This is a genomic window from Microbacterium sp. MYb62, assembly GCF_002979475.1.
In the GTDB taxonomy this organism is placed as follows: Bacteria; Actinomycetota; Actinomycetes; order Actinomycetales; family Microbacteriaceae; genus Microbacterium.
In genome coordinates this window covers 253,290-272,126 of the sequence record NZ_PCOY01000001.1, presented here as the reverse complement: position 1 = coordinate 272,126, position 18,837 = coordinate 253,290, and the positions used below count along the sequence as shown (strand labels likewise).

The 18,837-nt window shown below is 67.2% G+C and carries 20 protein-coding genes; 17 read left to right on the top strand and 3 right to left on the bottom strand.

Going from position 1 to position 18,837, the window contains the following annotated elements; all coding sequences use genetic code 11:
- Window positions 1-3 precede the first annotated feature (3 nt).
- The gene (locus CQ042_RS01345) at window positions 4-552 is read right to left on the bottom strand and encodes an NUDIX hydrolase (protein ID WP_105668426.1); all 549 of its coding nucleotides are present in this window, start codon (window positions 550-552) and stop codon (window positions 4-6) included.
- 152 nt (window positions 553-704) lie between these two features.
- Here CQ042_RS01345 and dapA point away from each other — a divergent pair, with 152 nt between their 5' ends.
- From dapA to CQ042_RS01265, 16 genes are all read left to right on the top strand, one after another.
- On the top strand, window positions 705-1,682 hold the full coding sequence (gene dapA, locus CQ042_RS01340; RefSeq protein ID WP_029263611.1) for a 4-hydroxy-tetrahydrodipicolinate synthase: 978 nt from the start codon (window positions 705-707) through the stop codon (window positions 1,680-1,682).
- A gap of 53 nt (window positions 1,683-1,735) precedes the next feature.
- Window positions 1,736-3,412, top strand: a complete 1,677-nt coding sequence (locus CQ042_RS01335) for a ribonuclease J (RefSeq protein WP_105668425.1) — start codon at window positions 1,736-1,738, stop codon at window positions 3,410-3,412.
- A gap of 73 nt (window positions 3,413-3,485) precedes the next feature.
- Window positions 3,486-3,980 (top strand): GNAT family N-acetyltransferase, encoded by a 495-nt coding sequence (locus tag CQ042_RS01330; protein WP_105668424.1) that lies wholly within the window; start codon window positions 3,486-3,488, stop codon window positions 3,978-3,980.
- Between the two features lie 73 nt (window positions 3,981-4,053).
- Complete coding sequence (locus CQ042_RS01325) at window positions 4,054-6,768, top strand: DNA translocase FtsK (RefSeq protein ID WP_105668423.1); 2,715 nt, start codon at window positions 4,054-4,056, stop codon at window positions 6,766-6,768.
- Entirely contained in the window at window positions 6,768-7,343 is a 576-nt protein-coding gene (gene pgsA / locus CQ042_RS01320; protein WP_105668422.1) for a CDP-diacylglycerol--glycerol-3-phosphate 3-phosphatidyltransferase, read from the top strand. The genes CQ042_RS01325 and pgsA overlap by 1 nt, the downstream gene beginning before the upstream one ends.
- Window positions 7,340-7,828 carry a CinA family protein gene (locus tag CQ042_RS01315; protein WP_105668421.1) on the top strand — a complete coding sequence of 163 codons (489 nt, stop codon included), beginning with the start codon at window positions 7,340-7,342 and terminating at the stop codon, window positions 7,826-7,828. The genes pgsA and CQ042_RS01315 overlap by 4 nt, the downstream gene beginning before the upstream one ends.
- A 141-nt stretch (window positions 7,829-7,969) precedes the next feature.
- On the top strand, window positions 7,970-8,278 hold the full coding sequence (locus CQ042_RS01310) for a helix-turn-helix domain-containing protein (protein WP_102191905.1): 309 nt from the start codon (window positions 7,970-7,972) through the stop codon (window positions 8,276-8,278).
- 18 nt (window positions 8,279-8,296) lie between these two features.
- Window positions 8,297-8,521 carry a DUF3046 domain-containing protein gene (locus tag CQ042_RS01305; protein ID WP_105668420.1) on the top strand — a complete coding sequence of 75 codons (225 nt, stop codon included), beginning with the start codon at window positions 8,297-8,299 and terminating at the stop codon, window positions 8,519-8,521.
- A 270-nt stretch (window positions 8,522-8,791) separates the two neighbouring features.
- Complete coding sequence (recA, locus tag CQ042_RS01300; RefSeq protein ID WP_105668419.1) at window positions 8,792-9,841, top strand: recombinase RecA; 1,050 nt, start codon at window positions 8,792-8,794, stop codon at window positions 9,839-9,841.
- A 392-nt stretch (window positions 9,842-10,233) separates the two neighbouring features.
- Window positions 10,234-10,707, top strand: a complete 474-nt coding sequence (locus CQ042_RS20645; RefSeq protein WP_258131915.1) for a regulatory protein RecX — start codon at window positions 10,234-10,236, stop codon at window positions 10,705-10,707.
- 73 nt (window positions 10,708-10,780) lie between these two features.
- A complete protein-coding gene (gene miaB / locus CQ042_RS01290; RefSeq protein WP_105668634.1) occupies window positions 10,781-12,328 on the top strand; it encodes a tRNA (N6-isopentenyl adenosine(37)-C2)-methylthiotransferase MiaB in 1,548 nt (515 codons plus the stop codon).
- Window positions 12,325-13,236, top strand: a complete 912-nt coding sequence (miaA, locus tag CQ042_RS01285) for a tRNA (adenosine(37)-N6)-dimethylallyltransferase MiaA (protein ID WP_105668417.1) — start codon at window positions 12,325-12,327, stop codon at window positions 13,234-13,236. Before miaB ends, miaA begins: the two co-directional genes overlap by 4 nt.
- A gap of 57 nt (window positions 13,237-13,293) precedes the next feature.
- A complete protein-coding gene (locus tag CQ042_RS01280) occupies window positions 13,294-13,833 on the top strand; it encodes a dihydrofolate reductase family protein (RefSeq protein ID WP_105668416.1) in 540 nt (179 codons plus the stop codon).
- On the top strand, window positions 13,830-14,300 hold the full coding sequence (locus CQ042_RS01275) for a GNAT family acetyltransferase (protein ID WP_374954455.1): 471 nt from the start codon (window positions 13,830-13,832) through the stop codon (window positions 14,298-14,300). The genes CQ042_RS01280 and CQ042_RS01275 overlap by 4 nt, the downstream gene beginning before the upstream one ends.
- Before the next feature lie 22 nt (window positions 14,301-14,322).
- The gene (dapF, locus tag CQ042_RS01270) at window positions 14,323-15,195 is read left to right on the top strand and encodes a diaminopimelate epimerase (protein WP_105668415.1); all 873 of its coding nucleotides are present in this window, start codon (window positions 14,323-14,325) and stop codon (window positions 15,193-15,195) included.
- Complete coding sequence (locus CQ042_RS01265; protein WP_258131914.1) at window positions 15,195-15,845, top strand: HAD family phosphatase; 651 nt, start codon at window positions 15,195-15,197, stop codon at window positions 15,843-15,845. The genes dapF and CQ042_RS01265 overlap by 1 nt, the downstream gene beginning before the upstream one ends.
- Window positions 15,846-15,859: 14 nt before the next feature.
- On the opposite strand, the gene CQ042_RS01260 is transcribed toward CQ042_RS01265, so the two are convergent.
- Entirely contained in the window at window positions 15,860-16,507 is a 648-nt protein-coding gene (locus tag CQ042_RS01260) for a class I SAM-dependent methyltransferase (protein WP_105668414.1), read from the bottom strand.
- A gap of 68 nt (window positions 16,508-16,575) precedes the next feature.
- On the opposite strand from CQ042_RS01260, the gene hflX reads away from it, so the two are divergent.
- A complete protein-coding gene (gene hflX / locus CQ042_RS01255) occupies window positions 16,576-18,087 on the top strand; it encodes a GTPase HflX (RefSeq protein WP_105668413.1) in 1,512 nt (503 codons plus the stop codon).
- A 6-nt stretch (window positions 18,088-18,093) separates the two neighbouring features.
- Here the strand turns inward: hflX and CQ042_RS01250 are convergent, their stop codons facing one another.
- Window positions 18,094-18,762: an SIMPL domain-containing protein gene (locus CQ042_RS01250; RefSeq protein WP_105668412.1), complete on the bottom strand. Its 669-nt coding sequence runs from the start codon at window positions 18,760-18,762 to the stop codon at window positions 18,094-18,096.
- Between the last annotated feature and the right edge of the window lie 75 nt (window positions 18,763-18,837).

Genomic DNA, 18,837 nt, shown 5'->3' with positions numbered 1-18,837 from the left:
GCGTCAGCGGAACCTTCCGAGGAGGATTCCCGCCTTCGCGATGGCGGCGATCGTCTCCCCATCGGTGATGGTGCCCTCGGCGATCAGGGAGAGCACGCTCTCCAGCGGAACCCAGGAGATCGCCTTGATGCCTTCTTCCGCTTGGGCCTCTGCGAAGTCCGCGTCCGCCGCCGGTCGGAGGTCGCGCGCAAGGAAGACGTGCTCGACGGCCTCGGCGATGCCGTTCAGCGCGTTCATCGTCCCGAGTGGTGTCCAATCGCCCGCTTCGAATCCGGTCTCCTCCCGGAGTTCTCGCTTCGCTGCTGCGAGCGGGTCCTCCCCATCGCTGCCGCCGGCGGGGATCTCGGTACTGTTCCCGACGGTGTAGCGGTCGATCGTGACCAGGCACACGCGGTCCTCGTCGTCCACCGCGACGATGAACACCGCCGGGTGCTGCATCGTGACGACGCCGTAGATGCCGTCCTCGCCCGCGGGACCCGTGACCCGGTCTTCTCGCACGCGGATCCAGGCGTTCTCGTACTTCGTCTCCGACCCTCGAGTGACCCATCCCATCCCTCGAGCGTACGGCCGCACCTCCTCGATCCACGGGACCGGACTCCTGTGCCGTTTCGGGCTGCTGCGAGGCGGGACCGATGCCGCCTGCGGGGCAGTCATCCGCGTCGCCGCGTCCGCATGAGCGGCATCCGAACCTATACGCTGGGAGCATGACGCACTCGGGCAACCCTTTCGGACAGGTTCTCGTCGCGCTCGTCACTCCGATGACGGCCGACGGTGAAGTCGATTGGCCCGCCGTCGAGAAGCACATCGATGACGTGATCACCGCGGGAGCGGACGGCATCGTCGTGACGGGAACGACCGGCGAGACCTCGACGCTGACGGACCCCGAGAAGCTCAAGCTCGTCGAGGTCGGCAAGTCCGTCTCCGCCGGCCGCGCCAAGATCATCACCGGTGGCGGATCCAACGAGACCGCCCACGCGATCGAGCTCTACAAGGCCAGCGAGAAGGCCGGCGCCGACGGCATCATGATCGTCACGCCGTACTACAACAAGCCCACGCAGGCCGGAATCCTCACGCATTTCCGTCTGGTCGCCGACGCGACCGACCTACCGGTGATCCTCTACGACATCCCCGGCCGCACCGGCGTACCGATCAAGTACGAGACGATCCTCCGCCTCGCGAAGCACCCGAACATCCTCGCGGTGAAGGATGCGAAGGGCGACTTCTCCGAGGTGAGCCGCGTGCTCAACCAGACCGATCTGATGTACTTCTCCGGTGATGACGCGAACGTGCTGCCGCACCTCGCGATCGGCGCCACCGGCCTCATCGGCGTGACTGCGAACGTCGCCGCGGCGCCGTACCGCACAATCATCGATGCGGTGAACGCCGGAGACCTCGCCACGGCGACCGCCGAGCACAAGCGCCTCGAGCCGCTCGTGCGCGCCGTCATGACGCACGTGCCCGGCACCGTCGCGGCGAAGTACATCCTGCACGGACTCGGACGCATCTCGAGCCCGCGCGTCCGGCTTCCCCTGGTCGGCCCCGAGGAATGGGAGGCAGCGCTCATCGAGGATGAGCTCGACCTCGTCAAGAACGTTCCCGGAGCAGATTTCTCGAACTTCCGACCCGACCGCAACGCGGCTGCGGGTGGTGCCCTGCCGAAGGTGCACGGCACGACGCGCTGAGTCGCGTCGCCATGAACGAACGGACGCGCGGAGTGTCCGACTGAGGAGACAGCATGTCCATTCCCCTGGTAGAACCGACCGCTCTCGACGAAGGAACGCTGCGGGTCATCCCCATCGGCGGTCTCGGTGAGATCGGTCGGAACATGACCATGTTCGAGTACGACGGCAAGATCCTGATCGTCGACTGCGGTGTGCTCTTCCCCGAAGAGCACCAGCCCGGCGTCGACCTGATCCTGCCGGATTTCGAACCCATCCGTGACCGTCTCGACGACATCGTCGGCGTGGTGCTCACGCACGGGCACGAAGACCACATCGGCGCGGTTCCCTACCTGCTGCGTCTGAAGAGCGACATCCCCCTGATCGGATCGGGCCTCACGCTCGCGCTGGTCGAGGCGAAGCTCAAGGAGCACCGCATCAAGGCCTTCACCCTTACCGTGAGGGAGGGCCAGGAGGAGCGGGTCGGGCCGTTCGACCTCGAGTTCGTCGCGGTCAACCACTCGATTCCGGATGCCCTCGCCGTCGCCATCCGCACCCCCGCCGGCATGGTCCTCGCCACGGGTGACTTCAAGATGGACCAGCTGCCGCTGGATGGCCGGATCACCGACCTGCGTGCGTTCGCGCGCCTCGGCGAAGAGGGCGTGGACCTGTTCCTCGTCGACTCGACCAATGCCGATGTCCCCGGGTTCACGCCGACGGAACGCTCCATCGGTCCCGTGCTCGACCAGGTCATCGCGAAGGCTCCCCGTCGCGTCATCGTCGCGAGCTTCTCCAGCCACGTCCACCGCGTGCAGCAGGTGATCGACGCCGCGCACGCCAACGGTCGCCGCGTCGCGTTCCTCGGCCGCAGCATGGTGCGGAACATGACGATCGCCGAGCAGCTCGGCTACCTGAAGGTGCCGGACGGGGTCCTCATCGACTTCAAGAAGGCGCGCGACCTCCCCGACGAGCAGATCGTCTACATGTCGACCGGTTCCCAGGGCGAGCCGATGGCGGTGCTGAGCCGCATGGCGAACATGGACCACGCGATCGAGATCAGCGAAGGCGACACCGTCATCCTCGCCTCCAGCCTCATCCCGGGCAACGAGAACGCCGTGTACCGCGTCATCGACGGGCTCACCAAGCTCGGCGCGAACGTCGTACACAAGGCGAATGCGAAGGTCCACGTCTCCGGACACGCCGCCGCCGGCGAGCTGATCTACTGCTACAACATCCTCAAGCCCAAGAACGTGCTCCCCGTGCACGGCGAGTACCGGCACCTGATCGCGAACGCCAAGCTCGCGCAGGACACCGGTGTTCCCGAGGAGAACACGATCATCGCCTCCAACGGCACTGTGATCGACCTCAAGGATGGCGTCGCGAAGGTCACCGGTCAGCTCGATCTCGGATTCGTGTACGTCGACGGCTCGACGGTCGGCGAGATCACCGACGCCGACCTCAAGGACCGTCGGATCCTCGGCGAGGAGGGCTTCATCTCCGTGATCGTGGTCGTGGATGCCGGCACCGGCCGCATCATCTCCGGGCCGGAGATCCACGCGCGCGGTGTAGCCGAGGACGACTCGGTGTTCGACGACGTGACGCCGAAGATCGTCGCCGCGCTCAAGGACGCGTCCGGCAACGGCGTGCGTGACACCCATGCGCTGTCGCAGGTCGTTCGACGCACGATCGGCCGCTGGGTGAACCAGCGCCTGCGTCGTCGTCCGATGATCGTGCCGCTCGTCATCGAGGCCTGACGGCGGGGGAGCCGTCCCCCCACTCACGGCTGCTCGTCATCTCGACGTAACACCGTCGGCCTAAGCTCGCGCCATGGACAGGGGCTTCTCCCTTCGCAGGGCGGCGCAGACGGACGCGATGTTCCTCGGCGACATGCTCGTCGAGGCCGCCAACTGGCGCGCCGGGGGACTGCGACCACGCCACGAGGTGCTCGCGTCCGCGGATCATCGCCGGTACCTCGCGGGCTGGAAGCGCACGGCCGACGACGGCCTCCTGGCGACCGGTGAGGACGACGTCCCGGTCGGGGCCGCCTGGTATCGCGTACTCCCGCAGAACGACCCGGGTTTCGGCTTCATCGGCGTCGCCGTCCCCGAGCTGATCATCGGCGTGCACCCTCTCTGGCGGGCGCGCGGGGTCGGGCGCTCCCTGCTGCGCGGCGTCGTGCAGCTCGCCGGCTCCCAGGGGCATGCCCGGATCAGCTTGAGCGTCGAGCGCGACAACTTCGCCCGCAATCTGTATCGGGCCGAGGGATTCACGGTCGTCGGAGAGGGAACGAACCGGGACACGATGGCGCGTCCAACTGCCTGATCGAGGCGCAGGGGATCCGCAGAAAGCCGCGTCATTACGCGGACATGTCGGCAGTTGGCCGTAACGTGAGAGCATGGCCAGGAGTACCACGAAGACAGAGCGCGCGTCGACCAGCGCACCGTCGCGCCCCAAGCGGCAGACGGCTCCCAAGGCCCAGCCCGCTCCCAAGAAATACATCGACGAGGCGGAGAAGCCCCCGGTCCTGGTTCGCGCCTGGGTCGGACTGGCGCACGGCGTCGGCGGACTCTTCCGCGCGTTCGGGCCCGAGACTCTCGAGAAGGACGACCGTCGCGACGGCTTCCCGTTCCTCCTGGTGATCCTGGCAGTGCTCGGCGCCGTCAACGAGTGGTTCTTCATCGGCAACGAGGTCGCCACCAACATCAGCGCGTACTCGGTCGGTCTCTTCGTCGGTCGTGTGGCGTTCATCATGCCTGTGCTGCTGCTGTTGCTGGCCGGCTGGCTCTTCCGCCATCCCTCGTCCGTCCACGACAACGGACGCATCGGTATCGGCTTCGGCATGTTCGTGCTCGCGCTGTCCGGGATCTTCCACGTCGCCGGCCCACGCCCGCACCCGAACCAGGGGATGCCCGCACTCAGTGAGTCCGGAGGGCTGCTCGGTTGGCTGGTGGGCCAGCCCCTGACCTACCTCACCGACATCCCCGCCTACATCGTGTTGGCGCTTCTCATGGTGCTCAGCATCCTGATCCTCACCAAGACCCCGCCGAACCGCATCGGCGCGCGCCTCGGAGACCTCTATGCCTGGATGTTCGACGCCGAGCGCACGGAGAAGCCCGCCAAGGCTGCCGCGGCGATCGACGACGCCGACAAGGTCGACGACCCCGACGTGCTGCCCTGGTGGCGGCGCAACAAGACCGGCCGAGAAGAAGACCCCGACGAGGGCACTCTCGGATCCGACGACATCACCGCACTGCTCACGACCTCAGATCCGACTCCCGCCTACGATCAGGCCGTCGTCGTCGAGAACCCCTACGAGGCCGCCACCGAGGTGCTGTCCGACGTGAGGTCGGTCGCCGATTCGCTCGCGGAGCAGCAGACCACCGCGCTGCTCGACGACGCCTCCGACACCGGAGAGGTGCCGGAGCTTCCCGGCCTCGACGGCTTCGGCACGGAGGGCCCGGGCGACCGTGGCCCGCAGGCTCCCGTGGCGCCCTACATCCTCCCTTCTCCCGGCCTTCTGGTCGAGGGACCGCCTCCGGTCATGCGCTCCGAGGCCACAGACAAGGTCATCGAGCAGATCACGAGCGTGCTGTCGCAGTTCAAGGTCGATGCGAAGGTCACCGGCTTCTCGCGTGGCCCGACGGTCACCCAGTACGAGGTCGAGGTCGGCCACGGCGTCAAGGTCGAGAAGATCCTGCAGCTGAGCAACAACTTCGCCTACGCGGTCGCCTCGAACGATGTCCGCATCCTCTCGCCGATCCCCGGCAAGAGTGCGATCGGCATCGAGATCCCGAACGCCGACAAGGAGATGGTCGCGCTCGGCGACGTTCTGAGGTCTCCTGCGGCGCAGAAGAGCACGCACCCGATGACGATCGGCGTCGGCAAGGACGTCGGAGGCAACATCGTCATCGCGAACCTCGCGAAGATGCCTCACCTCCTGGTCGCCGGTTCCACCGGCTCCGGTAAGTCCAGCTTCGTGAACTCCATGATCACCAGCCTGCTGATGCGTGCGCGCCCGGCCGACGTGCGCATGGTCCTCATCGACCCGAAGCGCGTCGAGCTCACCAGCTACGCGGGCGTCCCGCACCTGATCACACCCATCATCACGAACCCGAAGAAGGCCGCCGAAGCGCTGCAGTGGGTCGTGAAGGAGATGGACATGCGGTACGACGACCTCGCGTCGTTCGGGTTCCGCCACATCGATGACTTCAACCGTGCCGTTCGCGCCGGCGAGGTCGAGGTGCCCGTCGGCAGTGAGCGCGTGCTCAAGCCGTATCCGTACCTGTTGGTCGTGGTCGACGAGCTCGCCGACCTCATGATGGTCGCTCCTCGTGACGTCGAGGACTCGATCGTCCGCATCACCCAGCTCGCGCGAGCGTCCGGGATCCACCTGGTGCTCGCGACGCAACGCCCGAGCGTCGATGTGGTCACCGGCCTCATCAAGGCCAACGTCCCCTCGCGACTGGCGTTCGCCGTCACCAGCGTCACCGACAGCCGCGTCATCCTCGACAGCCCCGGCGCCGACAAGCTCATCGGCCAGGGTGATGCGCTCTTCTCGCCGATGGGATCGTCGAAGCCGTTCCGTCTGCAGGGTGCGTGGGTCGACGAGAAGGAGATCGACGCGGTCGTCAAGCACGTCACCCGTCAGGCGCGTCCGGACTACCGTCCCGACGTGCAGGAGGCGATGGAGCCGACCAAGAAGAAGGAAGTCGACGAGGACATCGGAGACGACCTGGAGCTGCTGCTCGCCGCCGCGGAGCTCATCGTCTCCTCCCAGTTCGGGTCGACGTCGATGCTCCAGCGCAAGCTGCGCGTCGGCTTCGCGAAGGCCGGACGCCTGATGGATCTGCTGGAGTCCCGTGAGATCGTCGGGCCGACCGAGGGATCGAAGGCCCGAGACGTGCTGGCCACCGCCGAGCAGCTGCCGCAGGTGATGGCGAAACTGCGCGGGGAGGACGTACCGGCGTCCTCGGCGCCGGCAGCCCCCACGGCACCTCCTGTGCCGCCCCTGCCTTCGACGCATGATCCGATCGCCGCCCAGTACGAGGGGCTTCCCGAGGTGGAGGCCGAGGGCGACGAAGACGCCTGGGGTCTGACGGGGCGTGACTGATGGCCATCCCCCGGCAGCTGCCCAACGCCATCACCGTCGCGCGTATCCCGCTCGCGGTGATCTTCTTCGTCCTGTTGCTGCTCGGCGGCACCTACGGCCTGCCTGAGCCGGCGCTCCGCTGGACAGCCGCGATCATCTTCATCGTCGGCATCTCCACGGACTGGGTCGACGGCTATCTCGCCCGCAAGTACGACATCGTCAGCGACTTCGGCAAGCTGTGGGATCCGATCGCCGACAAGCTGCTCACCGGCGCGGGGTTCGTCGGGCTCGCCATCCTCGGCGAGGTCAGCTGGTGGATCGTCGTCGTCATCCTGGTGCGTGAGTGGGGGATCACGATCCACCGGCTCATGGTGGCCAGCGAGCATGTGGTGGCCGCCGCCTGGATGGGAAAGATCAAGACGGCGTTCCAGGGCGTGGCTCTCGGCTGGGCGCTGCTTCCGCTGCACTACCTCATCGGTCTCGGACCGTGGACACTGATCACGTTCATCCTGATGCTGATCGTCCTGGTCCTCACCGTGGCGAGCGGTATCGACTACATCGTGGCTCAGGTACGCGGTTCGCGGCAGAAGTCGTGACCCCGGCGACTGCCGCGGACGTCCTGGCGGCGCTGGGTGCGCGGGGGTGGACCCTGGGCATCGCGGAGTCGCTCACGGGGGGTGCCCTGTGCGCTGAGGTGGTCTCGGTTCCGGGAGCGTCGGCGGTACTGCTGGGAGGCGTCGTGGCCTATGCGACGCCGGTCAAGGCGACGGTGCTCGGGGTGGACGCGCGACTCCTCGAGGAGCATGGCCCCGTGCACCCGCGGGTGGCGCTGGAGATGGCCGAAGGGGTACGGCGGGTCGTGTGCGTCGGTGACAGCGCTGCCGACGTCGGCGTCTCGACGACGGGCATCGCCGGCCCGGATTCACCGGACGGACAACCGGTCGGAACGGTGCACATCGGTGTCGTGACGCCGATCGCGTCGCGGACGACCGAGTTCCACTTCGCCGGGGACCGCAGCTCGATCCGACAGCAGACGGTCGCCGCAGCGCTCGGCGCACTGCATGAGATGCTCGCGGAATAGAGGCGCCATCGTCTCGGTTATCTCAGATGTGCTCACATTCAAACCACAGAGTGCAGGGGTAGATTCGGTGCATGCCAGGGGTACTAGACTGGCTGTCTCATCGGGGGAGACCTCGAACGATCACACGGGGAGGAGGTTCCGATGATTCTTGTACGACAGGAAATCGGCGATGTGCTGAGGGACTTCCGCCTGCAGAAGGGGCGTACTCTTCGGCAGGTCGCAGGCAAGGCTTCGGTTGCGCTCGGCTACCTCAGTGAGGTCGAACGCGGGCAGAAGGAAGCATCGAGCGAGATCCTCGCCTCGGTCGCGGACGCCCTCGATGTTCCCATCTCGACGATCATGCGCGAGGTCGGAGATCGCATCTCCGTGCTCGAGGGCATCCAGGTCTTCCCGGACGTCGTCCCCGACGACCTCGTGGCGTCGATCGAGCCCCAGCTGTCGCTGCACTGATCCGCGGCCAGGGAAGCGATGCGTCGTAGCGAGTTCCTTCGCGCCGTCGAGACCGAGTTCCAGGCGCGTGCGTCGTCATTGGTCAATGATCTCGGCCTCACAGCGGTCGGCGGGCGCACGGCGGTCGAGGCGCTGGCCGACGGCACGCCGCCGCGCGATATCTGGTTGGCCCTGTGCGCCGAGATGGACGTTCCGGAGAATCGACGTCACGGAGTCGGCCGTCAGGAGCCGCGCGGGCGCTGAGCCCCGGACGCGATGTCCCACTCCTTCGGGAATCGATGTTCTGATCTCGGCGTGTCGTCGAAGATCTGTTCGAAGCGGGCGTAGTCTTCTGCACAAGTGGTTCAGGTTTTCTGTTCTGCACTGTATGTGAGCTCGCCGTGTTGATGTCGGTGGCCTCTCCTACGGTGGAGAACAAGCCGAACAGCCATTACGCCTTGTCGGAGAGTTCCTCCCAGCCGGGAGAGCCGCGACAGCCTACAGGCGGCACCACGCGCGCAGAAGGAGCACACCATGCCATCACCCGCCGACCGCGAGAAGTCTCTCGAGACCGCACTCGCCCAGATCGACCGCCAGTTCGGAAAGGGCTCGGTCATGCGGCTGGGCAGCGATGAGCGTGCCCCTGTGGCCGTCATCCCGACCGGCTCCATCGCCCTCGACGTCGCTCTCGGCGTCGGAGGACTCCCGCGTGGTCGAATCGTCGAGATCTACGGACCGGAGTCCTCGGGTAAGACGACTCTCACCCTGCACGCGATCGCGAATGCGCAGCGCGCCGGCGGTATCGCCGCGTTCATCGACGCCGAGCACGCGCTCGACCCCGACTATGCCGCCAAGCTCGGCGTCGACATCGATGCGCTCCTGGTGTCGCAGCCCGACACCGGTGAGCAGGCGCTCGAGATCGCCGACATGCTCGTCCGCTCGGGCGCCATCGACCTCATCGTCATCGACTCCGTCGCGGCGCTCGTGCCCCGCGCCGAGATCGAGGGCGAGATGGGCGACTCGCACGTGGGTCTGCAGGCTCGACTCATGTCGCAGGCGCTGCGTAAGCTCACGGGTGGTCTGAACCAGACGAACACCACCATGATCTTCATCAACCAGCTTCGTGAGAAGATCGGCGTCTTCTTCGGCTCGCCCGAGACCACTGCCGGTGGAAAGGCGCTGAAGTTCTACGCCTCGGTCCGCATGGACATCCGTCGTATCGAGACGCTGAAGGACGGCACCGACGCGGTCGGAAACCGCACCAGGGTCAAGGTCGTGAAGAACAAGATGGCCCCGCCTTTCAAGCAGGCCGAGTTCGACATCCTCTACGGCGTCGGCATCTCACGTGAAGGCAGCCTGATCGACTTCGGTGTCGAGCACGCGATCGTGAAGAAGTCGGGATCGTGGTACACCTACGACGGCGATCAGCTGGGACAGGGCAAGGAGAACGCGCGGACGTTCCTGCTCAACAATCCCGACATCGCCCTGGCGATCGAGACGCAGATCAAGCAGAAGCTCGGTATCGGCGGTCCGGCCGCTGTGCCGGCGGCTGCAGACGAGCTCGCCGAGCGTCGTCCGGCCTGATGAACGACACTCGTGGGGGCGATCCGGATCGGATCGCCCCCATCATCCCTCTTTTCGGCGGCGCGGCGAAGAAGACCGACGCCGTGCCGGTGGCTCCGGCTTCCGATGTCGAGCGCGGGCCGGGATCCACCTCCCGTGCGCATGACGATTCGGGTCTCTGGCGATCGACGGGCGTCGGACCATCAGAATTGGCCCCCGTCGTCGACCGGGCTCACGGGGGCAGTCCCAGCGATCGCCATCCTGCCCGAGGGGCGGCGGGAAGCGGACCGAGCCCTGCGAGACCTTCTCCTCGGCTCCGGGCGCTCGGGGGAGGACAGGGCGACGACGGTGACGGTGGCGAGGAGGAGAAGTCCTCGCCGGACGAGATCCGTGTCGCAGCGGAGGAGTCGCTCGTGCGGAAGCTGCGGACGCGGTCGCTCTCGATCTCCGAAGCACGTCAGGCGCTGCGGGGCCATGGCCTCGAGAGCGGCACGGTCGATGATGTGATCGATGACTTCTGCCGCCGAGGCTATCTCGACGATGCCGCCCTCGCCGGGGTCCTCGTCACATCCGGTGTGGAACGTAAGGGGCAGGGGAGAGTCGCCCTTTCCCGTGCGCTCGCCCAACGTGGCATCCCACGTGAGGTCATCGACGGTGCGCTCGACGAACTGCCGGATGACGACGACGAGCGTGCGCTCGAATTCGCACGCAGCAAGGCGCGCTCGATGAGTCGACTCGACCACGACACGGCCCTCCGGCGTCTGGTGGGCCAACTCTCACGACGTGGCTACAACGGCGCCGTCGCGATGAGGGCGGCGAAGTCCGCGCTGCAGGAGACGTCGTTCGGCGGCTCGACCACTGGCGTCCGCTTCGTCGATTCCGACTGAGACTCGTTCGTCGATTCCGACTGAGACTCGGTCGCCGCACGTGCTCAGCGACGGCTCGTACAATGGGGTGATCATGACTATCCCGCGCAGCGAACCGACGATCATCAGCGCGTCGTCGGCAGCCTTCGACGTCGACGGCCGACAGCGATCCTACGAAGTGCGCACCTTCGGGTGCCAGATGAACGTGCACGACTCCGAGCGGCTCTCGGGCTCCCTGGAGAGTGCCGGCTACGTCCGCGCGCTCGACGGGGATGAGGCCGATGTGGTGATCATCAACACCTGTGCGGTCCGTGACAACGCGGCCGGGAAGCTGTACGGCACGCTCGGGCATCTCGCGTCCGTCAAGCGTCGCAAAGAGGGGATGCAGATCGCCGTGGGCGGTTGTCTCGCGCAGATGGACAAGCAGACTGTCCTCGACAAGGCGCCCTGGGTGGATGTCGTGTTCGGCACGCACAACATGGGTTCGCTTCCTGGGCTCTTGGAGCGGGCGCGGCACAACGGCGACGCCGAGCTCGAGATCCTCGAATCTCTCGAGGTCTTCCCCTCCACACTGCCGACCAAGCGCGACTCCGCGCACAGCGGCTGGGTGTCCATCTCGGTCGGCTGCAACAACACCTGCACGTTCTGCATCGTGCCGAGTCTGCGTGGCAAGGAGAAGGACCGTCGTCCGGGCGACATCCTCAACGAGATCCGCCTCCTGGTCGAGGACGGCGCCATCGAGGTCACGCTCCTCGGACAGAACGTGAACTCGTACGGCGTCGAGTTCGGCGACCGTCAGGCATTCGGGAAGCTGCTGCGTGCGGCAGGCGAGATCGAAGGGCTGGAGCGCATCCGGTTCACGAGCCCTCATCCCGCCGCGTTCACCGACGACGTGATCGACGCCATGGCCGAGACGTCGAACGTGATGCCCCAGCTGCACATGCCGCTCCAGTCGGGCAGCGACCGCATCCTCAAGGCCATGCGCCGCTCCTACCGCAGCGAACGATTCCTCGGGATCCTCGACCGGGTGCGGGCCCGCATCCCGAACGCCGCCATCACGACCGACATCATCGTCGGCTTCCCCGGTGAGACCGAGGAGGACTTCGAAGACACGATGCGGGTCGTCGAGCAGGCTCGTTTCTCCAGCGCTTTCACGTTCCAGTATTCGATCCGCGAGGGCACACCTGCAGCGACGATGGAGGACCAGGTGCCGAAGGAGGTGGTTCAGGCACGGTACAACCGCCTGATCGCCCTTCAGGAGCGCATCTCCCTCGAAGAGAACCAGAAGCAGGTCGGTCGCGAGATCGACGTGCTGGTCTCGACCGGCGAAGGCAAGAAGGACACCGAGACGCACAGGCTCACCGGGCGCGCCGAAGACAACCGTCTGGTGCACTTCGAGGTGACCGAAGGTTCCGACCTCCCGCGCCCCGGCGACGTCGTGACCGTGACCGTGACGCACGGTGCGCCCTTCCACCTGCTCGCGGATGACCCGACAGGGGCGCCGTTGCGAATCCGTCGCACACGCGGAGGCGACGCCTGGGACCGCGCGCAGGCGGAGTCCTGCGCGGTGCCGAGCCCGGCCGCCGACGGCGGCCCCCGCGCCGTATCCCTGGGTCTTCCGACCCTGCGCGTCGGCGTGTGAGCGCACCGCGTCTCTGGGCGATAGTCGGAGCGACCGGCACGGGCAAGAGCGATCTCGCCCTCGACCTCGCCGACGCGCTGCGTGCCCGGGGCAACCCCGCCGAGATCGTGAACGCCGACGCGATGCAGCTGTATCGCGGCATGGACATCGGCACGGCGAAGCTGCCCCTCGCCGATCGACGCGGCATCCCCCACCACCTCTTCGATGTCCGTGAGGTCCACGAGGAGGCCGCTGTCGCCTGGTACCAGCCCGCGGCGCGGGCGGCAGTCAGTGCGATCCATGAGCGAGGGGGAGACGCGATCCTCGTCGGCGGCTCCGGCCTCTACGTCTCGAGCGTCGTGTACGAATTCCACTTCCCGCCTCGCGATCCCGAGATCCGCGAGCGTCTCGAGCGAGAGCTGGAATCCGACGGCCTGGCGGCTCTGCTGGAGCGCCTCCGCACCCAGGACCCTGACGCTGCGGCGAAGGTCGATCCGCGGAACAGTCGGCGGGTCATCCGCGCTCTCGAGGTTCTCGCACAGGGGAGCAGCACGCACGGCGCAGCCCTGCCCGAACGGCCCGTGCTGTGGCATCCGCACACGCGCCTGATCGGCCTGCACGTCGACCGAGGCGATCTCGTGACGCGTCTCGATGCCCGCGTCGACCGGATGTGGGATGCGGGGCTCGTCGATGAGGTCGCCCGTCTTCGGCAGCACGGCCTCGAGCGGGGGGCGACGGCTCCGCGGGCCATCGGCTACGCGCAGGCGCTGGGACAGCTGGACGGTGTCCTCACCCCGGCCGAGGCCATCGCCCAGACGCAGGCCCTCACACGCCGCTACGCCCGCCGACAGGTCTCGTGGTTCAAGCGCTATCCGGAACTGGAGTGGTGGAGCGCGCCTGCCGACGCGGAAGAGCTCCTGAGCCGCTGAGCCCTGTCATCCCGCCCGACCGACCACGATGTCGGTGGCGGGTGCCAGGCTGGTCGCATGACCACCCACTTCTTCACCGCTTCCAGCCTCGACGGGTTCATCGCGACAGACGAGCACTCCCTCGACTGGCTGTTGACGCAGGACGTCGATCCCGATGGTGCGATGGGCTACAACGCGTTCGTGAAGGACATCGGCGCGCTGGCGATGGGAGCCTCGACATATGAGTGGGTGATGCGGCATGAAGAGGGGCGCTGGGGATATGACCAGCCCACCTGGGTCTTCACGCACCGCACACTCTCGCTTCCGGACGACGCCGACGTGCGACTGACGCACGACGCCGTGCACAGTGTGCACGCGGAGATGCTCGCCGTCGCCGGTGAACGCGACATCTGGATCGTCGGAGGGGGAGACCTCGCCGGCCAGTTCGCCGACGCCGGACTGCTCGACGAGGTCTGGGTGCAGTACGCACCTGTGACGCTGGGTTCCGGTGCCCCGCTGCTTCCTCGGCGGCTCGACCTGGAACTCCTCGAGGTCGCCAGGAATCGCAACTTCCTCTGCGGACGTTACGCCGTCGTCTCCGAGGGAACCGCGAGGTGAGCCCCTCCGACGCGACCTTCGCACACGGGGACTCGCGGGAGTGGGCGGTGCGCCCCTTCGACCGCGCGGACGCAGAGGCCGTCATCGCGCTCTGGGAGGAAGCCGGCCTCACGCGGCCCTGGAATGATCCGCGGCTCGACATCGAACGCAAGCTCGCGGTGCAGCCGGAGGGCTTCCTCGTCGCCGTGTCGCCGGACGGAGCGGACGTGGTCGGATCGGTGATGGCCGGCTATGACGGACATCGAGGCTGGCTGTACTACCTGGCCACAGCGTCGTCGCATCGGGGACTCGGAATCGCGCGGGATCTCGTCGTCGCGGCCGAACGGGTGCTCGAATCGATGGGCTGTCCGAAGGTGCAGCTGATGGTCCGGGAGGGGAACGAGGGCGTCCTCGGCTTCTACGATGCCCTCGGTTACGAGCGGTTCTCCGTGGCGAACACGGGCAAGCGCCTCGTCTCCGACGTCTAGTCGCGCTCTCTAGACTGGTGGCATGGTCGCATTCACCAAGGGTCACGGCACGGGCAACGACTTCATCATCATCGCCGACCCCGACGGGGCCCTCGACCTGACGGTCGAGCAGGTCGCCGTGCTGTGCGACCGCCACTTCGGCATCGGCGCCGACGGCATCCTCCGCGTCGTGCGTTCTTCGGCGATCGCCGATGGGGCGGCCGCGCTGGCGGAGGAGCCGGCGGCAGAGTGGTTCATGGACTACCGGAATGCCGACGGCTCGGTCGCGGAGATGTGCGGCAACGGCATCCGGGTCTTCGCGCATTACCTCGTGCGTGCAGGTCTTGCGACCATCGAGCCGGGATCGACGCTCCCGATCGGCACACGCGCCGGCGTGCGCGATGTGACGCGCAGCGCCACCGGATATCAGGTCGATCTCGGTCGTTGGAAGCTCTCGGGTGATGACCCGCTGGTGCGGGTCGACGGGCTCTCGGTCACGCGCCCGGGCCTCGGGATCGATGTCGGGAACCCGCACGTCGTCGTGGCGCTCGCCTCGGAGTTCGAACTCGCCTCCCTCGAACTGCACCGCGCACCGGAACTGGATCCGGCATTGCCGGCGGGAGCCAACATCGAGTTCGTCGTCCCGGGTGAGCCACTGGTGCGCGATGGCGTCGGACACGTGCGCATGCGTGTCTTCGAGCGCGGCGTGGGCGAGACGCTCAGCTGCGGTACCGGCGTGGCGGCGACCGCTCTCGCGGTCCGGTACTGGGCAGGGGAGAGCGCCCCGAACAATTGGCAGGTGGAGGTGCCGGGTGGAACGCTCGGCGTGCGGATGTTCCCCGCCGAGGACGGCGAGCATGTCGCGCTGTCGGGCCCGGCGCAGCTCGTGTTCAGCGGCGAGATCGACCTGCTCTGATGGCCCTGCACGCCCCGATCGACCTGGTCATCTTCGACTGCGACGGGGTGCTGGTGGACAGCGAGAAGCTGTCTGTCGCGATCGATCAGCGGGTGCTCGCCGATCTCGGTTGGCAGCTGCCTCGCGACGAGATCATCCGCCGGTTCGTCGGGCGTTCCGATGCGCACTTCCGAGCGGGCATCGAAGAACATCTCGGCCTGTCGCTGCCCGATGACTGGGAGGCGCCCTACGTGCAGTGGTATCTCGACGCCTTCGCGCAGGATCTGACGGCCGTCGCCGGGGTCGTGGATGCCCTCGACTCGATCGAGAAGGTCACCTGCGTGGCCTCGAGCGGCTCGCACGGCAAGATCCGGCGCAACCTCGGTCTGACGGGGCTCCTTCCTCGGTTCGAGGGGAGGATCTTCAGCGCGGATGATGTTCGCGACGGCAAACCGGCGCCGGACCTGTTCCTGCATGCGGCTCAGACGATGGGCGTCCCTCCGTCGCGGTGCATCGTCATCGAGGACAGTCGCTTCGGGGTTCAGGCGGCACGAGGAGCGGGGATGCGTGTGCTCGGTTACGCCGGAGGCCTGACGCCGGCGTCGTGGCTGGCGGAGGAGGGCGCGACCGTCTTCACAGACATGGCGGTGCTCCCGGGCCTGCTCAGCTGATCCGCCGCGGCGGATCAGAGCCCCGAAAGCGCGATCGGCTCCGTCGGCGGGGTTCCGTGCTTGCGGACCTTGAGGATCCGATAGCCCTTCCCGGTGGCTGTGCGGAAGACGCTGTAACCCGGGTGGAATGTGGATCCGATCCACCGCTGCAGCGAATCGGCGCCGAGGTTGCGCTGGACGACGAGCCAGGCATCGCTGCGCTCGTCGAGGCGAGGGATCCAGCGCTCCAGCAGTCCGTGGAGCTCGTTCTTGCCGACTCTGATGGGCGGGTTCGAGCGGATCGTACGGAATGTCACGTGCGCGGGAACATCGTCGGGCAGCGACGCGTTGATATTGGTGAGTCCGAGAGATGCCGCGTTTCGACGCACCAGATCGAGGGCGCGCTCATTGACATCGACGGCCCACACCGTCGCATGGGGAGCGGCGAGTGCCATCGAGAGACTGACGGGACCCCAGCCGCTGCCGAGGTCGAGAAGATCGCCGCCCGGGGGAACCGGGGGCATGTTGGCGAGGAGCACTGCAGTGCCGGCATCCAGACGATCTGGGCTGAAGACTCCACCGGCGGTGGTGACTTCGAGCTCTCGACCTGCGAGCGATACGCGGATCTTGCGCAGGTTCTCGGGGCTTGCCGGGGCCGCAGTGAAGTAGTGATCGGACCCCATACGGTGAGCGTACCGGACAGCGCGGGCTAAGGTTAAGGCTCGCAACGAATCCCAGAGATCAGGAACGGATGACGGAGACCACTACACCCTCCACCGACGACCAGACGGTCGACCGCGTGCTCGCGAACGCAGAGAAGCGTTCCGACGTCCACGTGTTCGGCGCGGCACAAGCGCTGCAGGACGCGTCGACGGCGTCGCACGCCAGCACGGACGGCGCGCAGTGGGACCTCGAGGATCGGCATGCGCTTCGTCGCGTCGGCGGGCTCTCGACGGAACTCGAGGATGTCACCGAGGTCGAGTATCGGCAGCTGCGGCTGGAGAACGTCGTCCTCGTGGGCGTGTACCCGCAGGGCGCGCAGGAAGACGCGGAGAACTCGCTGCGCGAACTCGCCGCGCTGGCGGAGACGGCCGGTGCCGTCGTGCTCGACGGTGTTCTGCAGCGTCGCCCGCATCCCGATGCCGCCACGTATCTCGGCCGCGGCAAAGCCCAGGAGCTCAAGGACATCGTGGCCGCCGTCGGCGCCGACACCGTCATCGCCGACACCGAGCTCGCACCGAGCCAGCGCCGTGCGCTCGAAGATGTCGTCAAGGTCAAGGTCATCGATCGCACCACCGTGATCCTCGACATCTTCAGCCAGCACGCGAAGAGCAGGGAGGGCAAGGCCCAGGTCGAGCTCGCCCAGCTCGAGTACCTGCTCCCTCGCCTGCGTGGCTGGGGCGATTCCATGAGCCGTCAGGCGGGTGGCCAGGTCGGTGCGGGTGGCGCCGGAATGGGCTCGCGAGGCCCCGGTGAGACCAAGATCGAGCTCGATCGTCGCCGTATCCGCACCAAGATGGCTCTGCTTCGCCGGCAGATCCGCGATTTCGGTCCTGCCCGTGAAGCGAAGCGCGCCGAGCGCAAGCGCAACACGATCCCATCCGTCGCGATCGCCGGTTACACGAACGCCGGAAAGTCCAGTCTTCTCAACGCCCTCACCAGTGCCGGTGTCCTGGTCGAGAACGCGCTGTTCGCGACGCTCGACGCCACCGTGCGTCGGGCGGAGACGGAGGACGGTCGCGTCTACACGCTCACCGACACGGTCGGATTCGTCCGCAACCTTCCCCACCAGCTCGTCGAGGCATTCCGCTCGACGCTGGAAGAGGTCGGCGAGGCCGACGTCGTGCTCCATGTCGTGGACGCTTCGCATCCTGATCCCGCCGGCCAGCTCCAGACTGTGCGCGACGTCCTCGGCGATGTCGGCGTTCGCGACATGCCCGAGATCGTCGTCTTCAACAAGGCCGATCTGATCGACGAGGACGAACGTCTCGTGCTCCGCGGGCTTCAGCCGCACGCGCATTTCGTCTCGTCGCGCTCCGGCGAGGGGATCGCCGAGCTGCGGGCCGTCATCGAGGCAGCCCTTCCCCAGCCGGCCATCGAGGTCCACGCCGTGATTCCCTACGATCGTGGGGATCTCGTGGCGGCGATCCACGAGACGGGGATGCTGTTCGAGGTCGACCATCGTGAGGAGGGCACCGCGGTGCATGCCCGCGTCTCCGAGCGTCTCGCCGCGGAACTCGCTCCGTTCACGCGCCAGGGCTGAACCCGGTCAGCGGGCGACGAAGCGCGCTTCGACGGTCGCGGAGATGACGATCTCCTCCGGTTCGTACTCCATGGCCGGTGCCGCGTCGGCTGCGAACGCGACGCCGCCTCTCGCTTTCATCATCGGCGGTCCGGGGGTGGGTTGTCCGCTCGACATCAGTCCGACATCCGCGATCTCCAGAGGCGTCACCGAGGTGAGCCCGAGCGCACCGGCGTAGGCTTCGGCGCGCGTGACAGCGACGCCGACGGCTTGCGCGGCGACTTCCCGCTCCGTACGGGCACGGGTCGCCGGGGTGAGGTGCCAGTCGACCCAGCCCACCTCGACACCCTCCCAGGGGGAGACATCCGAGACCCAGATCGAGAGTTCTGAAGCCTCCACGAACGTCGCGGTGAAGTCGATGCTCGCGTAGTAGACCGGCGCGAGGCGTTTGCCTTCGCTGTTCCACGGTCGTTCCGCGCGCACCGAGAGCCGCTTGCTCGTCCATTCGATGACCGCGCCGTCACCCTCCGCCCGCTCCGACAACCCGTCGCGCAGGGGCTCTGCGAGACGCATCACGTTGTCGACGACCTGTGTGCGCTCGGCGCCTTCGGCGCGCACACTCACATGGATGGTGGCGCGCTCCGGCGCGATTCGCTCCTCGTGCTCGCCGCGGACGGTGACGGTGACTTCACTCATGGGGCGACTCTACGCCAGCCGCCCGCACGTCGGCGGAATGGCGGAGAGGTCGCTGACGTTGTAGTCTGTGATGCT